The sequence below is a fragment of the Paraprevotella clara YIT 11840 genome (genome assembly GCF_000233955.1).
Classification (GTDB): domain Bacteria; phylum Bacteroidota; class Bacteroidia; order Bacteroidales; family Bacteroidaceae; genus Paraprevotella; species Paraprevotella clara.
The window spans coordinates 1-15,553 of the sequence record NZ_JH376642.1 but is presented as its reverse complement, the minus strand read 5'-3'; the positions used below and the strand labels follow the sequence as shown (position 1 = coordinate 15,553).

The window sequence follows — 15,553 nt, the reverse complement described above, 5'->3', positions numbered from 1 at the left end:
AAACCGGACGACGTCTTTCATGGTAGTTTTACTTTGAAAAGGGCATCAAAGAGTTGTACTTCCAAGTTGACACTATACCTATGGCGTGGAAAGTGTGTATAATGGCCTCAAATATTTTTTCTTTGGAGAAAGTATGGTCATAAGTTTTACGCCTTTCCATTCTGTAAGTTTATCGCAGGTATTAGTTCGGTCGGCGAATAACCGTTATATCGACGCTACGTTCCGCCATTCGTGGAAACAATTCCTCACAGTGTGTTTCTACTCCCCCATGATATAGGGAATCCCACGAACCCAGTTATTACAATTTTCATGGCGATAGTTTATTTGTGCAAAAAACGATTATAAAAAGCTATCAACTTTGGATAGTAGTTTTCTGTACTCAAATTCTCACCGGCAAATTTCAAAACACCTTCACTGAGCTTCGAATACTTTTCTGCCGTTAATCCGTCAACAAGTTCCACTTTGTTTTTCAGATCTTCGCTGTTACCGCTCATAAACAAATAACCAGTCTCCTTCTCTATAACAATCTCGGGTATACCTCCAATTCGTGCTCCAAGTATGGGAGTTCCTGTAGAATAAGCCTCAATGATAGCCATTGGGTTGTTTTCATACCATTCTGAAGGTACGATGACGAAATAGGCTTTCCTTACCAAATCCGTAAGTTCATGGCCTTTCTTATATCCTACGAACTCCACGTTTTTCATACCATAAGTTGCTATATAGTTTTTCAGTTCCTTCTCTTTAGGTCCCGTACCCACTATTTTCAGATGGCTTTCAGGTAAATCTTTGAATGCCTCCAAGAGCGTTTTTACCCCCTTTTCATAAGATAACCTGCCAAAGAAAAGGTAGTATTTGGTTTTAACTGTCATTTTGTTTTTCCCGACAATATCTGTAGAGAAATTATAGAGCGTGATGTTCGGCGTGTCTTTTATTGATGGCATATATTTCTCTTGAATGCTCTTTGCAAAGTTACTCACATAAAGAAAACCATCAATATATTTGGTTGGACTGAAGAATTCGTTACGGAAATACTGTTCTGCTGCCATTATGGCACTCATAATCTTGTTGCCCTTACAACAGGAATGTATGAAGCATTTATAAAACAATCTACCTTTGCACTCTTCACAAATCTTGCCTTTTCCGTTACGAAACGTATAAGCAGGACATACAATACGATAATCATGTACCGTAAATAAGATAGGCACATGAAACTTCTTCAATACAGGAAGTATGGAAGGGGTTATTTGCCCCCATATCAGATGGATGTGGGCGATATCAGGTTTCTCTTCCATTAATAACCTCTCCATTTTCTTGGCAGCTTCGAAGTGGTAGAAATAGTTCACCATATTCCTTACTTGTCTCAACATTCCTTTTCGGGTTTCTTTCGATTCGGGAAAATATTTGCTGTAGGGAGACGGATTGTTACCGGTCCATTTTAGACAAAAATATACGACTTTGTGCCCATGTTTTTCTAATAGTTTACCAGTATTGAAACATACAGTTTCAGCACCGCCCTTATTAAAATTGTATACGTCGATTAATAGAATTTTCATAATAGAAAACTGTGATATTCTACAAAATTCCCTCTATCAGCATTCCATAAAATGTCTTCTTGCCGTTAATTTCTTTCGGATAACTTTGTTTCCATGTCAATTTGAAAAGCATTGTATCCTTTTTGATGTGTTGCCACATTTCTTCATTGAAAGGTCTGCCGAGGACTTTGAAGAGTTCATCGCATTCAGGGTTGTTGGGTTGAATGGCATTGAAAGCATTGGCAAACGGCTTAATGTGTTTTTCAGCAAGGACGATGGCATAATCTGTCAATAGATAATCCACTAATCTATCATAGGTCTTCCAATAGTTATAGAGGAAATCCCTTACTACGGCATAGACCCAACGGTTTTCACAACTGCATCCTAAAGAATAGTTGGCGAAATAGCCACAGGCTACGGATGCATGGAAATAATCAGGGCGTTTGATAGACCATAATGGCAAATTCATGTACTCTTCAAAGCAAGGCTTGGTACAGAAAAAAGTTGAGTCAATCCAGATTCCACCATATGTAGAGAGTAGGTTCATTCTCAACAAGTCTGAAAATATTGTTCTGGAAATAATTCCTTTTCTATGCTTCTCTTCTAACCATTTTGGAAATTGTACATAGTCTTTCATATTTTCATCAGTGATGATAACGACTTCTAGTTTACCGGCATTGCGTCGTATGGATTCCACACATGCTTTTACTATTTCTGGAGCTTGGTCTAACCCTTGCCACCAACATATCCAAATTTTGTCATGCAGTCGTTCGTCTGTGGCAAGCATAGACTTTGGGCATTGATAATTGTCCCAATATGCTTTAAACTTACGGTCTAAGAAATCTAGCATTATATGATGCTTTTTCAGCAGTCGTTTTTTTCTTGCTTCACTTTCCTTAAAACCGTTGTAGTTCATTACTTGTATGTCTACTTTGGCTCGGAAAGTAATAAAAGCCGCTCTCCAACTGATTGTTCTTGCTACATCGTACGTAGCTTTTATTTCTTCGCTGATGCGGTGTATTAGCCGTTTGATATTGTTGTGATTTTGTATCATAATGTATTTTCCTATTTTAATAAATTATGATTTCTTATTACTGTCTTTATATAGTATAGACTGGTTGATGTTTTTTGTTTCTGTATATAGTGTACTTATTTTTATTGAAGATTTCTAATGATTTTAGCTGGAACTCCTGCCACGACAACATTGTCGGGAATATCCTTGCATACTACGGCGTTTGCTCCAATAACGACATTGTTGCCGACATGAATTCCTCCAATGACTTTTGCACCACAGCAAATCCTCACATTGTCTCCAATAATAGGAGATTCAGTTCCATTGAAACCAATTGTAACTTGTTGGTAGATATGGCAATTCTTACCGATTTTCTTGGCATTTATAATAGTAGAAAAACCATGTTGTATTATAAGACCTCCCTCTATATCTTTTATGCAGATATACAAGCAATCTTGTCCTTTTATAATCCAACTCGTCAATATCCTGATTTTTCCCAGTCTTTTGTATACTACTGAACGGAATTCCTTATAAGAAGCAAAGACTATAAAAATAGCTTGAACACTTCTAATCAATCTCATATTAGTCTTATTGAATTATCATTTTTAAGAAAAATACCATTTTTATTATTATTGTTGCTAATCCGTAATGGCCTTGAAGGACAAACTTCCTTACCATTGAAAGATGTTGCTTTGTTGGACGGGAATTTTCAAGGATTTCCCGTATGGTAGTATCCATAGCAATATATTTGATGTCATTCCCTCTCATTATGTTTGATTCGAACAGGGGATATACCATTCCATACAAAATGGTACAAACAATGTTTTTGTCAAATGTAGAATGCCATTCTTCATGTAATAAGTTAAGGTCATTATAAATGAGTTTTATCGTTTTGTAATAATCAGGTTTTATTCTTTTCGCTCTTTCCTTACTTAAAACCCGATACATATAACCGGAATTGTTAGTTACAAGAACACTTTCTGCGAAATTGTAATATCTGTAATTGAAAACAATATCCTGTGAACGACGCAAGTCTGGAAACCGGACATTGTTTTTTTTGATTATATTTGCTTTGTAAATTCTGCAATGAGGGGCTTGTATAGCTCCTTCTTCAAATAGGGTGAGATAATTGTCGTGTACTTGTTGCTTGCCGTAAAATCGCATTCCATGAAAATGCGGAGGTCTTACTTTTTTTATCTTTCCATGTTTATTGAAATATATTGTAGTCTCACTGACTGTCACCAAGTCATAGTTCTCTTGTTGTTGTAGTCTCAGCATATTTTCTACATAGTCTTTTTGACACCAATCATCAGGGTCTACAAACATGATATATTCCCCTGTAGCTCTGTCTAATCCGTTGTTTCTAGCGGGACCACTTCCTGCGTTGTCTTGCCAGTATACGGAAAATCGGTCGTCATTTCTGCAAAAATCCTTAGCAATCTTGAAAGATCCGTCTGTAGCTCCATCTATGATGACGATGACCTCTATATTCTTGTAAGTTTGCTTTGCTACGGAGTTGAGACATTGTAATAAAAAGTCTGCAACATTATAAGTTGGTATGATAATAGAAATCTTAGGATTATTCATGTTTACATAAGTTTTTTAATCTTTGAGTTTTGTTTTCTAACCGTTTTCAACTCGTAAAGATGGTCACTAAGTAAATTGTTGAAATGTAAGGCAAGAAACAACCTAATGGCTTTTGCCAGCCCAAAATGCCTTTTCGTATATTTAAAATTTATAATTGGGTTGTCTCCAAGCGGTGAATACAATCTTCTGAAACGTTTGCATAACGTCAAACCACTTTTTCTTTCTCTATGCGAAGCCATGGGATTAGTTGGGCATGTTCCTATATATTTACGGGTTGAGACTATGCAAATGTCGGCCTCAATAGCCCTTAAACCATAATCAAAATCCCCCATGTGGTGTTGAAACATGGAATCGAGTAAACCTATTTTTTTTACCACATAGTCTGGTACTAATACGCAATTGCCGTTCAGCCAATATACTGGTTGCAATGTTCCATTTGGTATCAAAGGTTTGTACTGTTTGTCTCGTCCTCCATAACTAAAACACCCCACATCATCACGGAAAGAACCACAAATGATGCTTTTATCATTACATAAAGCAGAGCAGTCTATCAGTTCTTGCAATGCATCTTCCATCAGATAAGCGTCATCATTCAACCATATATAAGCATCATATGTAATACCGCTATCATAAGCTTTTTCCCATGAAGCCAACATTCCCCTGTTCCAAAATAAATTTCCTGTTCCTTTAGACAAATAAACGTCGGGAAATTCCGTCTTTACTGCTTTAAAGGTACCATCGGTAGAACCATCGTCACACAAATACACATCTACTATTCCAGATGTCTTTTGCCGATATAATTGTTTCAGGCATTTCAAGGTAGTCTCCCTACGATTGAAACAAGTCAATAAGACTGCGTATCGTTTTATCTTCATGTCAAATATTTTATTTATAAAAGTCTTGTCGTGCAATATTACCTTTTATGATAGTATTGGGATTTCCACCATAGATGACATTAGGAATTTCGCATGATTTTGTTATGATGGAACCGTACGGGATTGTCGTATGATCTGATAGGCTGACCCCCTTCATGATGGTTACATGGGCTGCAATCCAACAATTATTCCCTATCATGATAGGGCGTGACGGGTTGATCTGCTTATAAGGAGATTGTAAGCAGCACAGTGGATGTCCGTCACCGTCGATGATAGTGACATTCCAACCTATATTACAATAACTCCCGATTGAGATGTGATTTTCGCAAGATATAGTTAAGAAACAATTCGGCATGAACCCTTTGCCAAATTCCACACAACCATTTACATTCAAAACCGATCCACACGGGATATCAAGTTTGTCTGCAATTATAAGGTTTGCATTCTTGCCAATATGGATATATGTCCTTTGCTTATGGCCTGAACGGAAAGAACCTTCTGACATACCTACAGTCATTCTTTTAAAAGCAATGCCGTTCCGAAAATGAATTTTGCTTTTTTCTATTTTTCCGAAACAGATAGTTGCTCCACAAACAATAGGAAATCTTACAGCCTCTTTGAAAGGGAAAGCTTTGAAATTAAAATACAACGTATTGTATAATGCTTTAACAATGTATAGAAGTTCCATTTGCTCTTCTTAATATGTCTTTATAAGATTTTGTTAATTCTGTAATCACATTTTGCGGATTATGTCTTGCTAACGCCTTTCGACGTGCTTTTTCCCCCAATATTTTACATAAATCAAAGCTTTGACTCATTTTTACAATAGATCCCGCTATCGCATAAGCATCTCCATCCTGAACCAAATATCCTTCTTCGCCATCTTCGAGAATACTGCTTGTTCCCCCTGCATAAGAAGCTAAAACAGGCACTCCTATAAGCATGGCTTCACATACGCTATTAGGGCTGTTTTCCATATGGCTGACATGACAATATATATCAGAACTAACCAAAATCTTTGAAAGGTTGTTTGCCGATTGTAAACCCAAATAGCGAACATTTACATCACAGGCTTTTATATGGGTATAATCTTCACATAATCTTTCATATCGGCCATCAAAGGATAAACCCACCACATTCCATACAAAATTTAAATGGGTATATTTTTTCAAAAGTTCAGCCGATTGTAGTAACGTCTCAAATCCTTTGTATATACCTGGTGAGATAATACTGGTAATTTGAATAATATCGTTATATTTCTCTTTTTTCCATTGGTTTATATAAAAAGGTTGACGAAGGATCTCATTGACTATATAATATTTTCTGTCTGGATTCAATAGTCCCGTAACATTATGATCCCATGATGTCCTGCCTAAAATATATTGTGCTTTTTTCAAAAACATACATTCTCTACGCCCCCTATAATAGAAACTACGATACAACCTTTTTGTGTCTATACCTCGAATTTTCATTAAAAAAGTCTCTCTCTTCTCGACTTCTGCGCAAGGGATGCCTGAATAAAATTTTTCAGTATATGGTGCTAACAATCCTTGAATTGAAAAAACAACTGGAATATGTTTAACGTAATCCTGTATCAGGCCAAATGACTGTTCTGTTCCATGTATATGTATTAAGTCTGGCTTAACCGAATTTACTATATCTATCATTATAGGTAATATCCGTTTATCTACAGATTCTATATTCTTTCTTCTATCAAGGATATGTCCTATTTTTGATTTTCTTGAAGGTATAAGTATAGGTAAGTACCGTACATCTTCGAAAATGAATGGAGCTTCTTCGGTTTTTGAAAAGAAGGCGACATTCAAATCTATATCCGAACATTTTTTTATTTCATCTTCCAATGAAATCAACCAACCTCCGGTTATTGTTTTTATGTTATTCCTCTTTATGCTACCACATGGAGAATTTGCAAACCATAGTACTTTCATTATTTATAACATTATAATTCTGGTATGATATATTAAAAACATAGTTTTGTAACTTCATTATCTGTCAGTTTTCTCATATATGATGAATTGCATACGCTTACTCCTAACCAAATGATCAAATGGGAAAAATTAAATGCAGGCCACCCGAAAGGGTATAAACTGATTATTTGCATTAGGCAAATTAATGCGAACGATTTACAGAACAAGTTTTTTGACCTGAAATACCCATTGAAGAAACTTAATGCGAGGACGGTTACATATGGTAAGAGATATAGGAATCCCCCCCGAAGGATTAAAGCCAGATACCCTGTTTCAATGGAAGAACGGTAAATGCCAAAGGCCGGTTCATAATATTGTCCAAACCACCCTCGTCCGAAGAGCCAGTCTTCTGTGGATTTCATGTCATCATAAAATCCCTGCTCTACGCTTTCACGGGTGTCTTCCGTTCCTCGCTCAATTAATGAAGCGAAAAGGGAATCTGCCATATTATTAAATAATACGTAGCATAATGCAACCACGGCAATTGCCATTACGACCATTTTTATTTTTGAGGTAGTTTTATCATTCAGGGAATACATGCACCAAGCAGCAACAAGGTAAGTGAGAGAGATGACCAAGCCTCCCCGTCTTGCCATAAAAGATTGGAGAAGTATGCTGAGTATGTATGCAACAAAAAAGAAATTGAAATATTTAGACGATATATATCTTTTGAAGTAAATCATGATGACAGATGGTGCCAATGATGCAATTCCCATGGTACTATTGGTGATAAAATCGCCATAAGTACCACTTTCTCCCCATTCTGCCCCAATCATATTAAATGACCAGTCATAATGTACCATGTTCCAAAAAGCAAAAGGATAATAGAATAAATACAGGATACAAAGTAATAACATCACCCTCCATAAATATTTAAAGTCAAAATAAGATAACTTATATATCACCAATAAAATAAAAGGCATTAAATTGGGCAAAAAATAAGGTGAACCGAGATATGTTAGAATCCAAGTGGTTATCCCGTGATATTCCACAAAAGTACTGCGTATATCAGCGATGAATAACATGTGGAAAGTCAAGCATATACTCCACATGATAAGGAATGCATAAATTATTTTTGTCATTCCTCTTAAATGAATATGTTTTTTATTTTTGAGAATTATGATAATAAAACCAGAACCACATATTGTTACAATGATATTCAGAAATACACTTGGAATATAATACTTCAATACGCCAGTAAAAGAATACAGTAGTATGCAAAGTATTATCCAGTGTTCTGTCTTATAAGGCTTTAACGACTTAATAAGAGAAATAAAACCATTCATAATAATCGTTCAAACAATTTATCCCAATAATTTTCCTTAAAATACGGAGGATTGTCTAAATGTTCTTTTCTTTTAAGTATAGAGGAAACTTTTTGAAAAGCCTCTTCAAGATTACTGGCAAACTGTACATTCAATCCAAATTCTTTTGGAAACCATTTCACGCCACTGCTTAATTTATGGTCGGCAGAATTGATTACCACAACCGGTGTACTTGCTATTGCGGAAAAGATGGTTCCATGATAACGATCCGTTATAACAACCTCGAAAGTAGAAATTTTCTCAATCATCGTGTTTATAAGTCGGTCACGGTGAAGTTTCATTTCTTTCTCTGAAATATGAAGCGTAGTGTCTATTTTCTCCTTTCTTATATTGCCGAAACGTTGCATCAAACCGTCAATGTCTGCCGGGGAATAAAATGCTTCTATATCATCTCGCATGCAGAACAAGATACCGTTCCGTAGGCTTTTATACTCACGAGTTCCTATCAAACTCGTCACGATGTCTGGATATAAAAGAAGATTCGTCGTTCCCAACATTCCCCTCGCATTATTGTATGAGACTTCATCACGGCATAACAACGTAAGATTCCGCTTATTACCAAAATCCTTTGAAACACGTTGTTTTACTACCGGAGCATAAAAATTCACCGTCTGTGGAAGAATTATAAACTTGTTTGTCCAATATCGAAGAAGATAATCGTAAGAATACCATCCGCCATGGTGATCCACAAAAAAATAACCGCTGTGGCCTATAAAAACATCATCTTTCCTGATAACCATTTTAAGTATGATGTGTTGCCAGAAATCTACGTTTAGTGCCAACACCTTCATATTAAAATGAGGGAATGGTGAAAGTAAATGTTCCATTTCTATGATTTTATATCCATTGTAGTTCTCCTTTATCCATTTCTCCGTACACATTAATTGAGCCTGGTCGCCCAAATTCGGATGGGAAGGGACACTGAATAGCCATACTTTCTTCTTGAAAGTAAAAAAAGCCTTGAAAAAAATAACAATTAATTGCAGAAGTCGTTTCAATTCACTTTTCATGCCTTGCCAATAGTTTTGAAATTTTATTATAGATTCTTTGAGGTAACATCAAGAATCTGATTATTATCAATAAATAGTCCGTATTTTTATGGTGTTGTCGCAAGTTCACATCCCATGTCACCTTTTCTGGCATCATGTACTTTTCTACCATTTTGTCGAATGGTATTGTCTTATAGTCTTTCCAGAAAGAATCCCGTTTCGTAGTAAAAGGAAAGGGGTGTGACAAACTAATGTTCGTACGTTTTGCATCTTCCATCGTCCGTTCACGCAAGTACATTTTCAAATGAGGTAAAAGTTTTAATGCCTTATCCGTATTTACCAACAATAGACTGACACCTTTGTATGCAAAATCCTTGTCAATGGCAGATGATTTTTGGTATCCCCACCAGTCTGCTATGGTGAAATCACTATAGCGTTTGGTAGACGTAAAATGGCAATGGTGACATGAAGGACGTAGGAAATAATCACGCAAGAAACCACGAATATAAGGGTCTTCATAATAATACCCTTCATACAGTTTCGGCGAAGCCGTTTTTTCAATATGACCTGTACAGGTCATATTGAAAAAAATCCATGAGGATTTTTTACAACGGAATTTCACGGAAGTAAGTTCCATGTTTTCACGTTGTTGTATGTACTTTTTGTAGTCTTCAAAAACTTTGGGTGAAGGAACTCCATGGCAAATCAAATCGACCGTAAGTAAGTTGTCATACTCCTTTCGCAAGACATTCTTTAGACCTGCAATCTGGCATGGTGTACCGCTGAATAATACTTTTCGCCCTTGCTGTAAAAATGCCTTCGCCAACTTATATGTCTCACCAATATGGCTCTGCACATATTTACTTCCGCTTAGCTTTTCAGTCAAACCATCTAAGGTCTCAACATAAATATGTTGTGCCTGTAATTTATCATTCAAAGCACATCCAAATACCACACCGCCATCTCTCAAAACATGCCGTGATATTTCCGTAAAAGCACCACCAGACGAACTCAAGATCCGAACGGTTTCATTTTGAGACCAACCACTAAATGCTTTTTTGGCTTCATTGGCTTTTGGGGGATGGTTGATAGGGCAAACTTGTACGCATAAGCCACAATCCACACATAAATCTTGATTTATGTGTGGGCGTTCAAAACCTTCATCATCAAATTCAATGTTTATAGCAGAGTGAGAGCATGAATTAAGGCATGCCATACACCCTGTACATTGGCTATATTCACAAATATCTATCATTGTTTTTTGCTTAGGAATGGAACTTTCTTTTGCAGGATGTCTTTGACAATTCGTCTTTCCGAAGAATTGAGTCCTATCATATAGATGTCAATGATGGCAACCAAAACGGAAGTTACAATGACAGATATAAAGTTTACCCATAAACCGTCAATGGACATTTTTATAACTAGCGGAATGGGCAACCCTATTATTGATACCATAAATATGGATAGCAAGACCTCCTTGCAATAGTCTTTTAAGGGAAAACCAAGCTTTTTATTTATGTACCAACAACGTGTTGCAAAAACCAACAGCGTAACGAAAATCTTCATGCACCAAACGGTATATACTGGAAAACCAAGATTTAATGCCATATACGATAAAGGAAAATTCAGGAGAATCACACAGGACATCAATATCTGGTAATTTCTTATATTTCCTTTTGCTTCTACAGACATCCACAAAGGTGCTGCTGTGGCTTCTATTATTAGAATAATGAGAATAAGTTGGCAAAAGATTGCCGTATATTGTGGTACATCCACCAACCATATTGACAGTATTGTGTCGATGGTAAGCATAATGGGTAAAGTAAGCAAAAACATCAAATAGAAAGAGAACTTGGATGAGCTGAATATCAGTCTGTAAAACCTATCAAATTCCCCTGCGGCATAATCCTTGACAATTTGAGGACGGAAGGCCATTTGGAAATTGCTTACGAATTGGTTTACTGTCCCACACACTTGATTAGCTATTCCGACAGCAGCATTGACAGTGACACCGTAAAATACGTTAATAAGAATATTCAGTCCTTGTTGGGCCGACATCGTGGCAAGGCTACCGAACAACGACCAACCCGTAAATCCAAAAAGACCTTGAAAAATATGCTTGTCCCATGTCCTACGGTAAAGGCAAATTTCAAAGTTCCTTATACAAAATAACTTATAGATTATTGTAATCAACAAAGGTACCACAGTATAAAGGAGGGCATATACAATTAGTTTATCGTAGAATGATACGTACAAAAGATACACTACCAACAGTTTCAACACGGCCTCTCCTAAACTTGTATAAGCATAAAAGTCCATACGTTCGTATGCAAGGATTGAGGCATTATAAGGAATACGGATGAGATTTATTATAAAGGTCAAGATAGTGCATTGATACACCCAGTTGGCGGCCCCCATCCTTTCTTCCGGAATGTTTAATTGGGTATTGACAAAACATAATCCGATTGTCTCAGCTAATATGACAATTACCACGCTAAGTAAGGCATATACGTTCAAGCTCATACAGAATACGCTGTTGGCTTGTTTAAGGTCATTCTTTCCGAGGTTGAAATTAATGAATCGTTGCGTGGCAGCATTAAGGGCAGCATTGAGGAATGAAAAAAGTACAATCACTCCTCCTATGATATTGTAAATACCGTAGTCTTCGGTTCCAAGTACATCCAAAACGACACGTGAGGTAAATAGTGACACTATCATCATCACGAACATTCTGAAATATAGGAATACTGTGTTCTTTGCTATTCGTTTATTATTACCTGATATTGTAGACATTATATTTTGATTTCATTTTTGAATCACTTTGTCGGGAAACTAAATAGAGATTTGTTTAATAATACGACATGGATTTCCCACCGCTATACTATTAGCGGGAACGCTATGGGTCACCACACTATTCATTCCAATAACAGAATTCCTTCCGATTGTTACTCCTTTTTTCACAACCACATTTGCGCCTATAAAAACATTATCTTCTATGATTATTGGTTTGGGCGGTGATGTACGCTCATCCTCAAAATGGGCATCTCCATCCATAATCAAAGAATTGGCACCACAACGGACGTTATTTCCAATTATGATTTTTTTAAAACACCATATGGATGTGCCACTGAATCCACAATCATTTCCGATTCTTAGCTCACAAGACGAATCTACAGGGGTTGTGGAAAAAATACATCTATGGTTCAACCCTATGCGGTTTGAGGTTTTCTTGGAACGAAAAATACATCGATCTCCTATTACCATCTTACCACCATTACCTACTTCAAATGTCATATTTCCATAAAATACACATTCATTTCCTATAATAACATCTTGAAATAAAAGTTTGAAACGAACTATGATTTTACACAAAATGCTATTATAGGCTATATAATATCTATAGAGAGCGTTATAGATTCTATTTGTATTTCTTTTAGGCATCAAAAATGTAAATTATTCTATTTAAATCTTATTATCAATCCCTCCTGAAAATATCCCTCGTATAAACCTTTTCCTCCACATCATCCAGGCAAGCATCATACCGATTGGCAATGATGGCATGGCTTTGGCTCTTGAAAGCATCCAAGTCATTCACCACCTTGCTGCCGAAGAACGTGCTGCCATCTTCTAACGTGGGTTCATAGATGACGATCTCCGCACCTTTGGCCTTGATGCGCTTCATCACGCCTTGGATGCTCGATTGGCGGAAGTTGTCCGAGTTCGATTTCATCGTCAGGCGGTATACGCCGATGACGCATTTCCGCTCTTCGGAAGGATTGAAGTCTCCACGGTTGTAATAGTCGTAGTAACCGGCCGTGTGCAGTACGCGGTCGGCAATGAAATCCTTGCGCGTGCGGTTGCTTTCCACTATGGCCTCGATGAGGTTTTCCGGGACGTCTTGATAGTTGGCCAACAGTTGCTTGGTGTCTTTGGGCAGGCAGTAGCCGCCGTAACCGAACGAGGGGTTGTTGTAATGGCTCCCGATGCGTGGGTCGAGGCTCACACCGTCGATGATGGCTTTCGTGTCCAGCCCCTTCATTTCGGCGTACGTGTCCAGTTCGTTGAAGTAGGATACCCGCAAGGCCAGGTAGGTGTTGGCAAAGAGTTTCACGGCCTCGGCTTCGGTCAGTCCCATGAACAGCGTGTCGATGTCCTTTTTAATTGCCCCTTCTTGCAGGAGGGTGGCAAAGTCGTGTGCGGCTTTGTTCAACCGGGTGTCTCCTTCGGGGCGGCCCACGATGATACGGCTGGGGTAGAGGTTGTCGTACAGGGCTTTGCTCTCGCGCAGGAATTCGGGCGAGAAGATGACGTTTTCCGTACCCAACTTTTTGCGTACGCTTTCCGTATACCCCACGGGAATGGTGCTCTTGATGACCATGACCGCATGGGGATTGACTTTCTTCACTAATTCGATGACTTCCTCCACGTGGCTGGTATCGAAGTAGTTCTTCACCGGGTCGTAGTTTGTCGGTGCGGCGATGACCACGAAATCCGCATCGGCATAGGCTTTAGCTCCGTCGAGCGTGGCGGTCAGGTTCAGTTCCTTTTCGGCCAGATACTTCTCAATGTATTCGTCCTGAATGGGTGACTTCCTTAGGTTAATCAAGTCCACCTTTTCGGGGATGACATCTACGGCCGTTACTTGGTGGTGCTGACTTAAAAGTGTGGCGATACTAAGCCCGACGTAACCTGTACCGGCTACGGCTATTTTCATATCCTTATCCATTTGATTATAGTGTTAGCATCCATTTCTGACGTAGGGTATATGGAAACAAACCTACCTTAGTAGTTTCCTCTTAAATAAGTCAAAAAATGGAATTGGTTTTCAAATATTGTTAGTTGTAATGGTCCTACACAGGATTTTTCCAAAAATATCCTTCATCTTTCAGGATGCATGTCAATCCGCTCATTATTTTGAAGTTACGACCTGAAGGATGTTTCAGGCATCTTTCAGCCAAGCTTCATTCCGCAGGGAAGAGAACGGAAAATCATTCGGCTGAGAATGAAAAATTGTTTGGCTTAAATTGGAAAATCGTTTGGCGCAGAGCGTTTGACGGCTCTCAGCCATGAAAGGGAACTGAAAGATGAGCATTTCATCTTTCAGCCCGTAATATGTTATATAATAGATATTTACCACATATCCTGAAGGATGAAGGATATTTTTGCAAACTCTTAGGGTTGAGTGTATTTTATCTCGTAATCATCCAATCCTTCAGGGTGTGCCGTTCCATGTCAAAGTTGATTCCGACCTTCACCACGGGCAAGCCACACAGGGCAAAGCGTTCGGGATAGTTCTTCAAGTCGATCTGTTGCATGGCAGCCTCGGCGGATTGGTTCAGTTTCAGTTCCACGACGTAGAGCGTGGTGGCCGTGCGCATCACCATGTCCACCCGCCCACTTGGGGTACGTACTTCCACATCCACATAGATACCCAAAAGACTGAAGATGATGTAGAGCATCTGTTGGTAGTGGCCTTCGTAATCCGTACGGTCGCAGTAAGGAACAGTGGAAAGGAACGTTTGCAACAACCGCAATGCGTCGTCCAATCGTTCCTCGTAAATGGCTTCATAGAGCAAGGCCACGGTGGTCAATCCGTCGGTCGTGCGGCGGTCTAAATAGCCGGGCAAAAGGCTTTTCATCAGTCCGATGCGCACCTCCTTGTTGGGGATGTCCAACGTGTAGAGCTGCGTGACGGGGGAATACCCCTTGATGGTGACGTAACCGCTTTGATAGAGCAACGGGGCGATGTCCGTCATGCGTTCCGTCGGGGCATCGAAAGATTCCGCCATAGCTTTCCGTCCTCCGATTTGTTGGGGCTGCACACCGTACTTCTTCAACATTTCGATAAGGTAAGTGGGTGTACCACTGCCGAACCAATAAGAATCCAACCGCCCGTCAGCAAAAGCGTTCAGCAGGCTGAATGGGTTATAGATGTCCGGTGAAGGCCAAGTGAAATGGTAACCGTCGTAATTGTCCTTGAGTTTCTGCACGGTCTTTTCGCGGCTTATGCCCATCCGTCCGGCCAAAATGTCCAAGTCCTCGTCCATTTGGGTGGCCATTTCCTCTTCTGTGATACCGCAGATGGCGGCGTATTCCGGCAACATGCTGATGTTTTTAATGTTGTTCAGTTCGCTGAAGATACTGAGCTGCGAGAACTTGGTGATTCCAGTAAGGAACACGAAACGCAGGTAAGGGTCACAGGCTTTGAGCAGACTATAAAAGTTGCGCATGATGTTACGCAGGAC

14 protein-coding genes and 1 pseudogene are annotated in these 15,553 nt (G+C 38.7%); all 15 read right to left on the bottom strand.

All coding sequences use genetic code 11. The features are described 5' to 3' along the window. Positions 1-58 precede the first annotated feature (58 nt). Positions 59-311: pseudogene (locus tag HMPREF9441_RS19125) on the bottom strand (glycosyltransferase family 4 protein); the annotation flags it as partial. 9 nt (positions 312-320) lie between these two features. Next, on the bottom strand, positions 321-1,553 hold the full coding sequence (locus tag HMPREF9441_RS15260) for a glycosyltransferase family 4 protein (protein ID WP_008622736.1): 1,233 nt from the start codon (positions 1,551-1,553) through the stop codon (positions 321-323). Positions 1,554-1,572: 19 nt separating this feature from the next. Next, positions 1,573-2,586 (bottom strand): capsular polysaccharide synthesis protein, encoded by a 1,014-nt coding sequence (locus HMPREF9441_RS15255; RefSeq protein WP_008622734.1) that lies wholly within the window; start codon positions 2,584-2,586, stop codon positions 1,573-1,575. 101 nt (positions 2,587-2,687) lie between these two features. Further along, a complete protein-coding gene (locus HMPREF9441_RS15250; RefSeq protein ID WP_008622733.1) occupies positions 2,688-3,125 on the bottom strand; it encodes a serine O-acetyltransferase in 438 nt (145 codons plus the stop codon). A 7-nt stretch (positions 3,126-3,132) separates the two neighbouring features. Next, positions 3,133-4,131 carry a glycosyltransferase family 2 protein gene (locus tag HMPREF9441_RS15245; RefSeq protein WP_008622732.1) on the bottom strand — a complete coding sequence of 333 codons (999 nt, stop codon included), beginning with the start codon at positions 4,129-4,131 and terminating at the stop codon, positions 3,133-3,135. Positions 4,132-4,133: 2 nt separating this feature from the next. Continuing rightward, positions 4,134-5,006, bottom strand: coding sequence for a glycosyltransferase family 2 protein (locus tag HMPREF9441_RS15240; RefSeq protein WP_008622731.1), 873 nt, complete (start codon positions 5,004-5,006; stop codon positions 4,134-4,136). A gap of 10 nt (positions 5,007-5,016) precedes the next feature. Beyond that, positions 5,017-5,694, bottom strand: coding sequence for an acyltransferase (locus HMPREF9441_RS15235; protein WP_008622730.1), 678 nt, complete (start codon positions 5,692-5,694; stop codon positions 5,017-5,019). Beyond that, positions 5,672-6,955 carry a glycosyltransferase family 4 protein gene (locus HMPREF9441_RS15230; protein ID WP_008622729.1) on the bottom strand — a complete coding sequence of 428 codons (1,284 nt, stop codon included), beginning with the start codon at positions 6,953-6,955 and terminating at the stop codon, positions 5,672-5,674. Before HMPREF9441_RS15230 ends, HMPREF9441_RS15235 begins: the two co-directional genes overlap by 23 nt. Before the next feature lie 32 nt (positions 6,956-6,987). Further along, the gene (locus HMPREF9441_RS15225; protein ID WP_244949810.1) at positions 6,988-8,076 is read right to left on the bottom strand and encodes a hypothetical protein; all 1,089 of its coding nucleotides are present in this window, start codon (positions 8,074-8,076) and stop codon (positions 6,988-6,990) included. A 200-nt stretch (positions 8,077-8,276) separates the two neighbouring features. Continuing rightward, positions 8,277-9,329, bottom strand: a complete 1,053-nt coding sequence (locus HMPREF9441_RS15220; protein ID WP_008622726.1) for a polysaccharide pyruvyl transferase family protein — start codon at positions 9,327-9,329, stop codon at positions 8,277-8,279. Beyond that, the gene (locus HMPREF9441_RS15215; RefSeq protein WP_008622724.1) at positions 9,319-10,563 is read right to left on the bottom strand and encodes a Coenzyme F420 hydrogenase/dehydrogenase, beta subunit C-terminal domain; all 1,245 of its coding nucleotides are present in this window, start codon (positions 10,561-10,563) and stop codon (positions 9,319-9,321) included. Before HMPREF9441_RS15215 ends, HMPREF9441_RS15220 begins: the two co-directional genes overlap by 11 nt. Next, entirely contained in the window at positions 10,560-12,029 is a 1,470-nt protein-coding gene (locus HMPREF9441_RS15210) for a lipopolysaccharide biosynthesis protein (RefSeq protein ID WP_244949809.1), read from the bottom strand. Before HMPREF9441_RS15210 ends, HMPREF9441_RS15215 begins: the two co-directional genes overlap by 4 nt. Before the next feature lie 111 nt (positions 12,030-12,140). Continuing rightward, entirely contained in the window at positions 12,141-12,749 is a 609-nt protein-coding gene (locus tag HMPREF9441_RS15205; protein ID WP_008622721.1) for an acyltransferase, read from the bottom strand. Between the two features lie 34 nt (positions 12,750-12,783). After that, on the bottom strand, positions 12,784-14,034 hold the full coding sequence (locus tag HMPREF9441_RS15200; protein WP_008622720.1) for a nucleotide sugar dehydrogenase: 1,251 nt from the start codon (positions 14,032-14,034) through the stop codon (positions 12,784-12,786). 463 nt (positions 14,035-14,497) lie between these two features. Then, positions 14,498-15,553, bottom strand: a 1,056-nt coding sequence (locus tag HMPREF9441_RS15190; RefSeq protein ID WP_008622717.1) for a PD-(D/E)XK nuclease domain-containing protein, incomplete at its 5' end; no start/stop codon positions are given.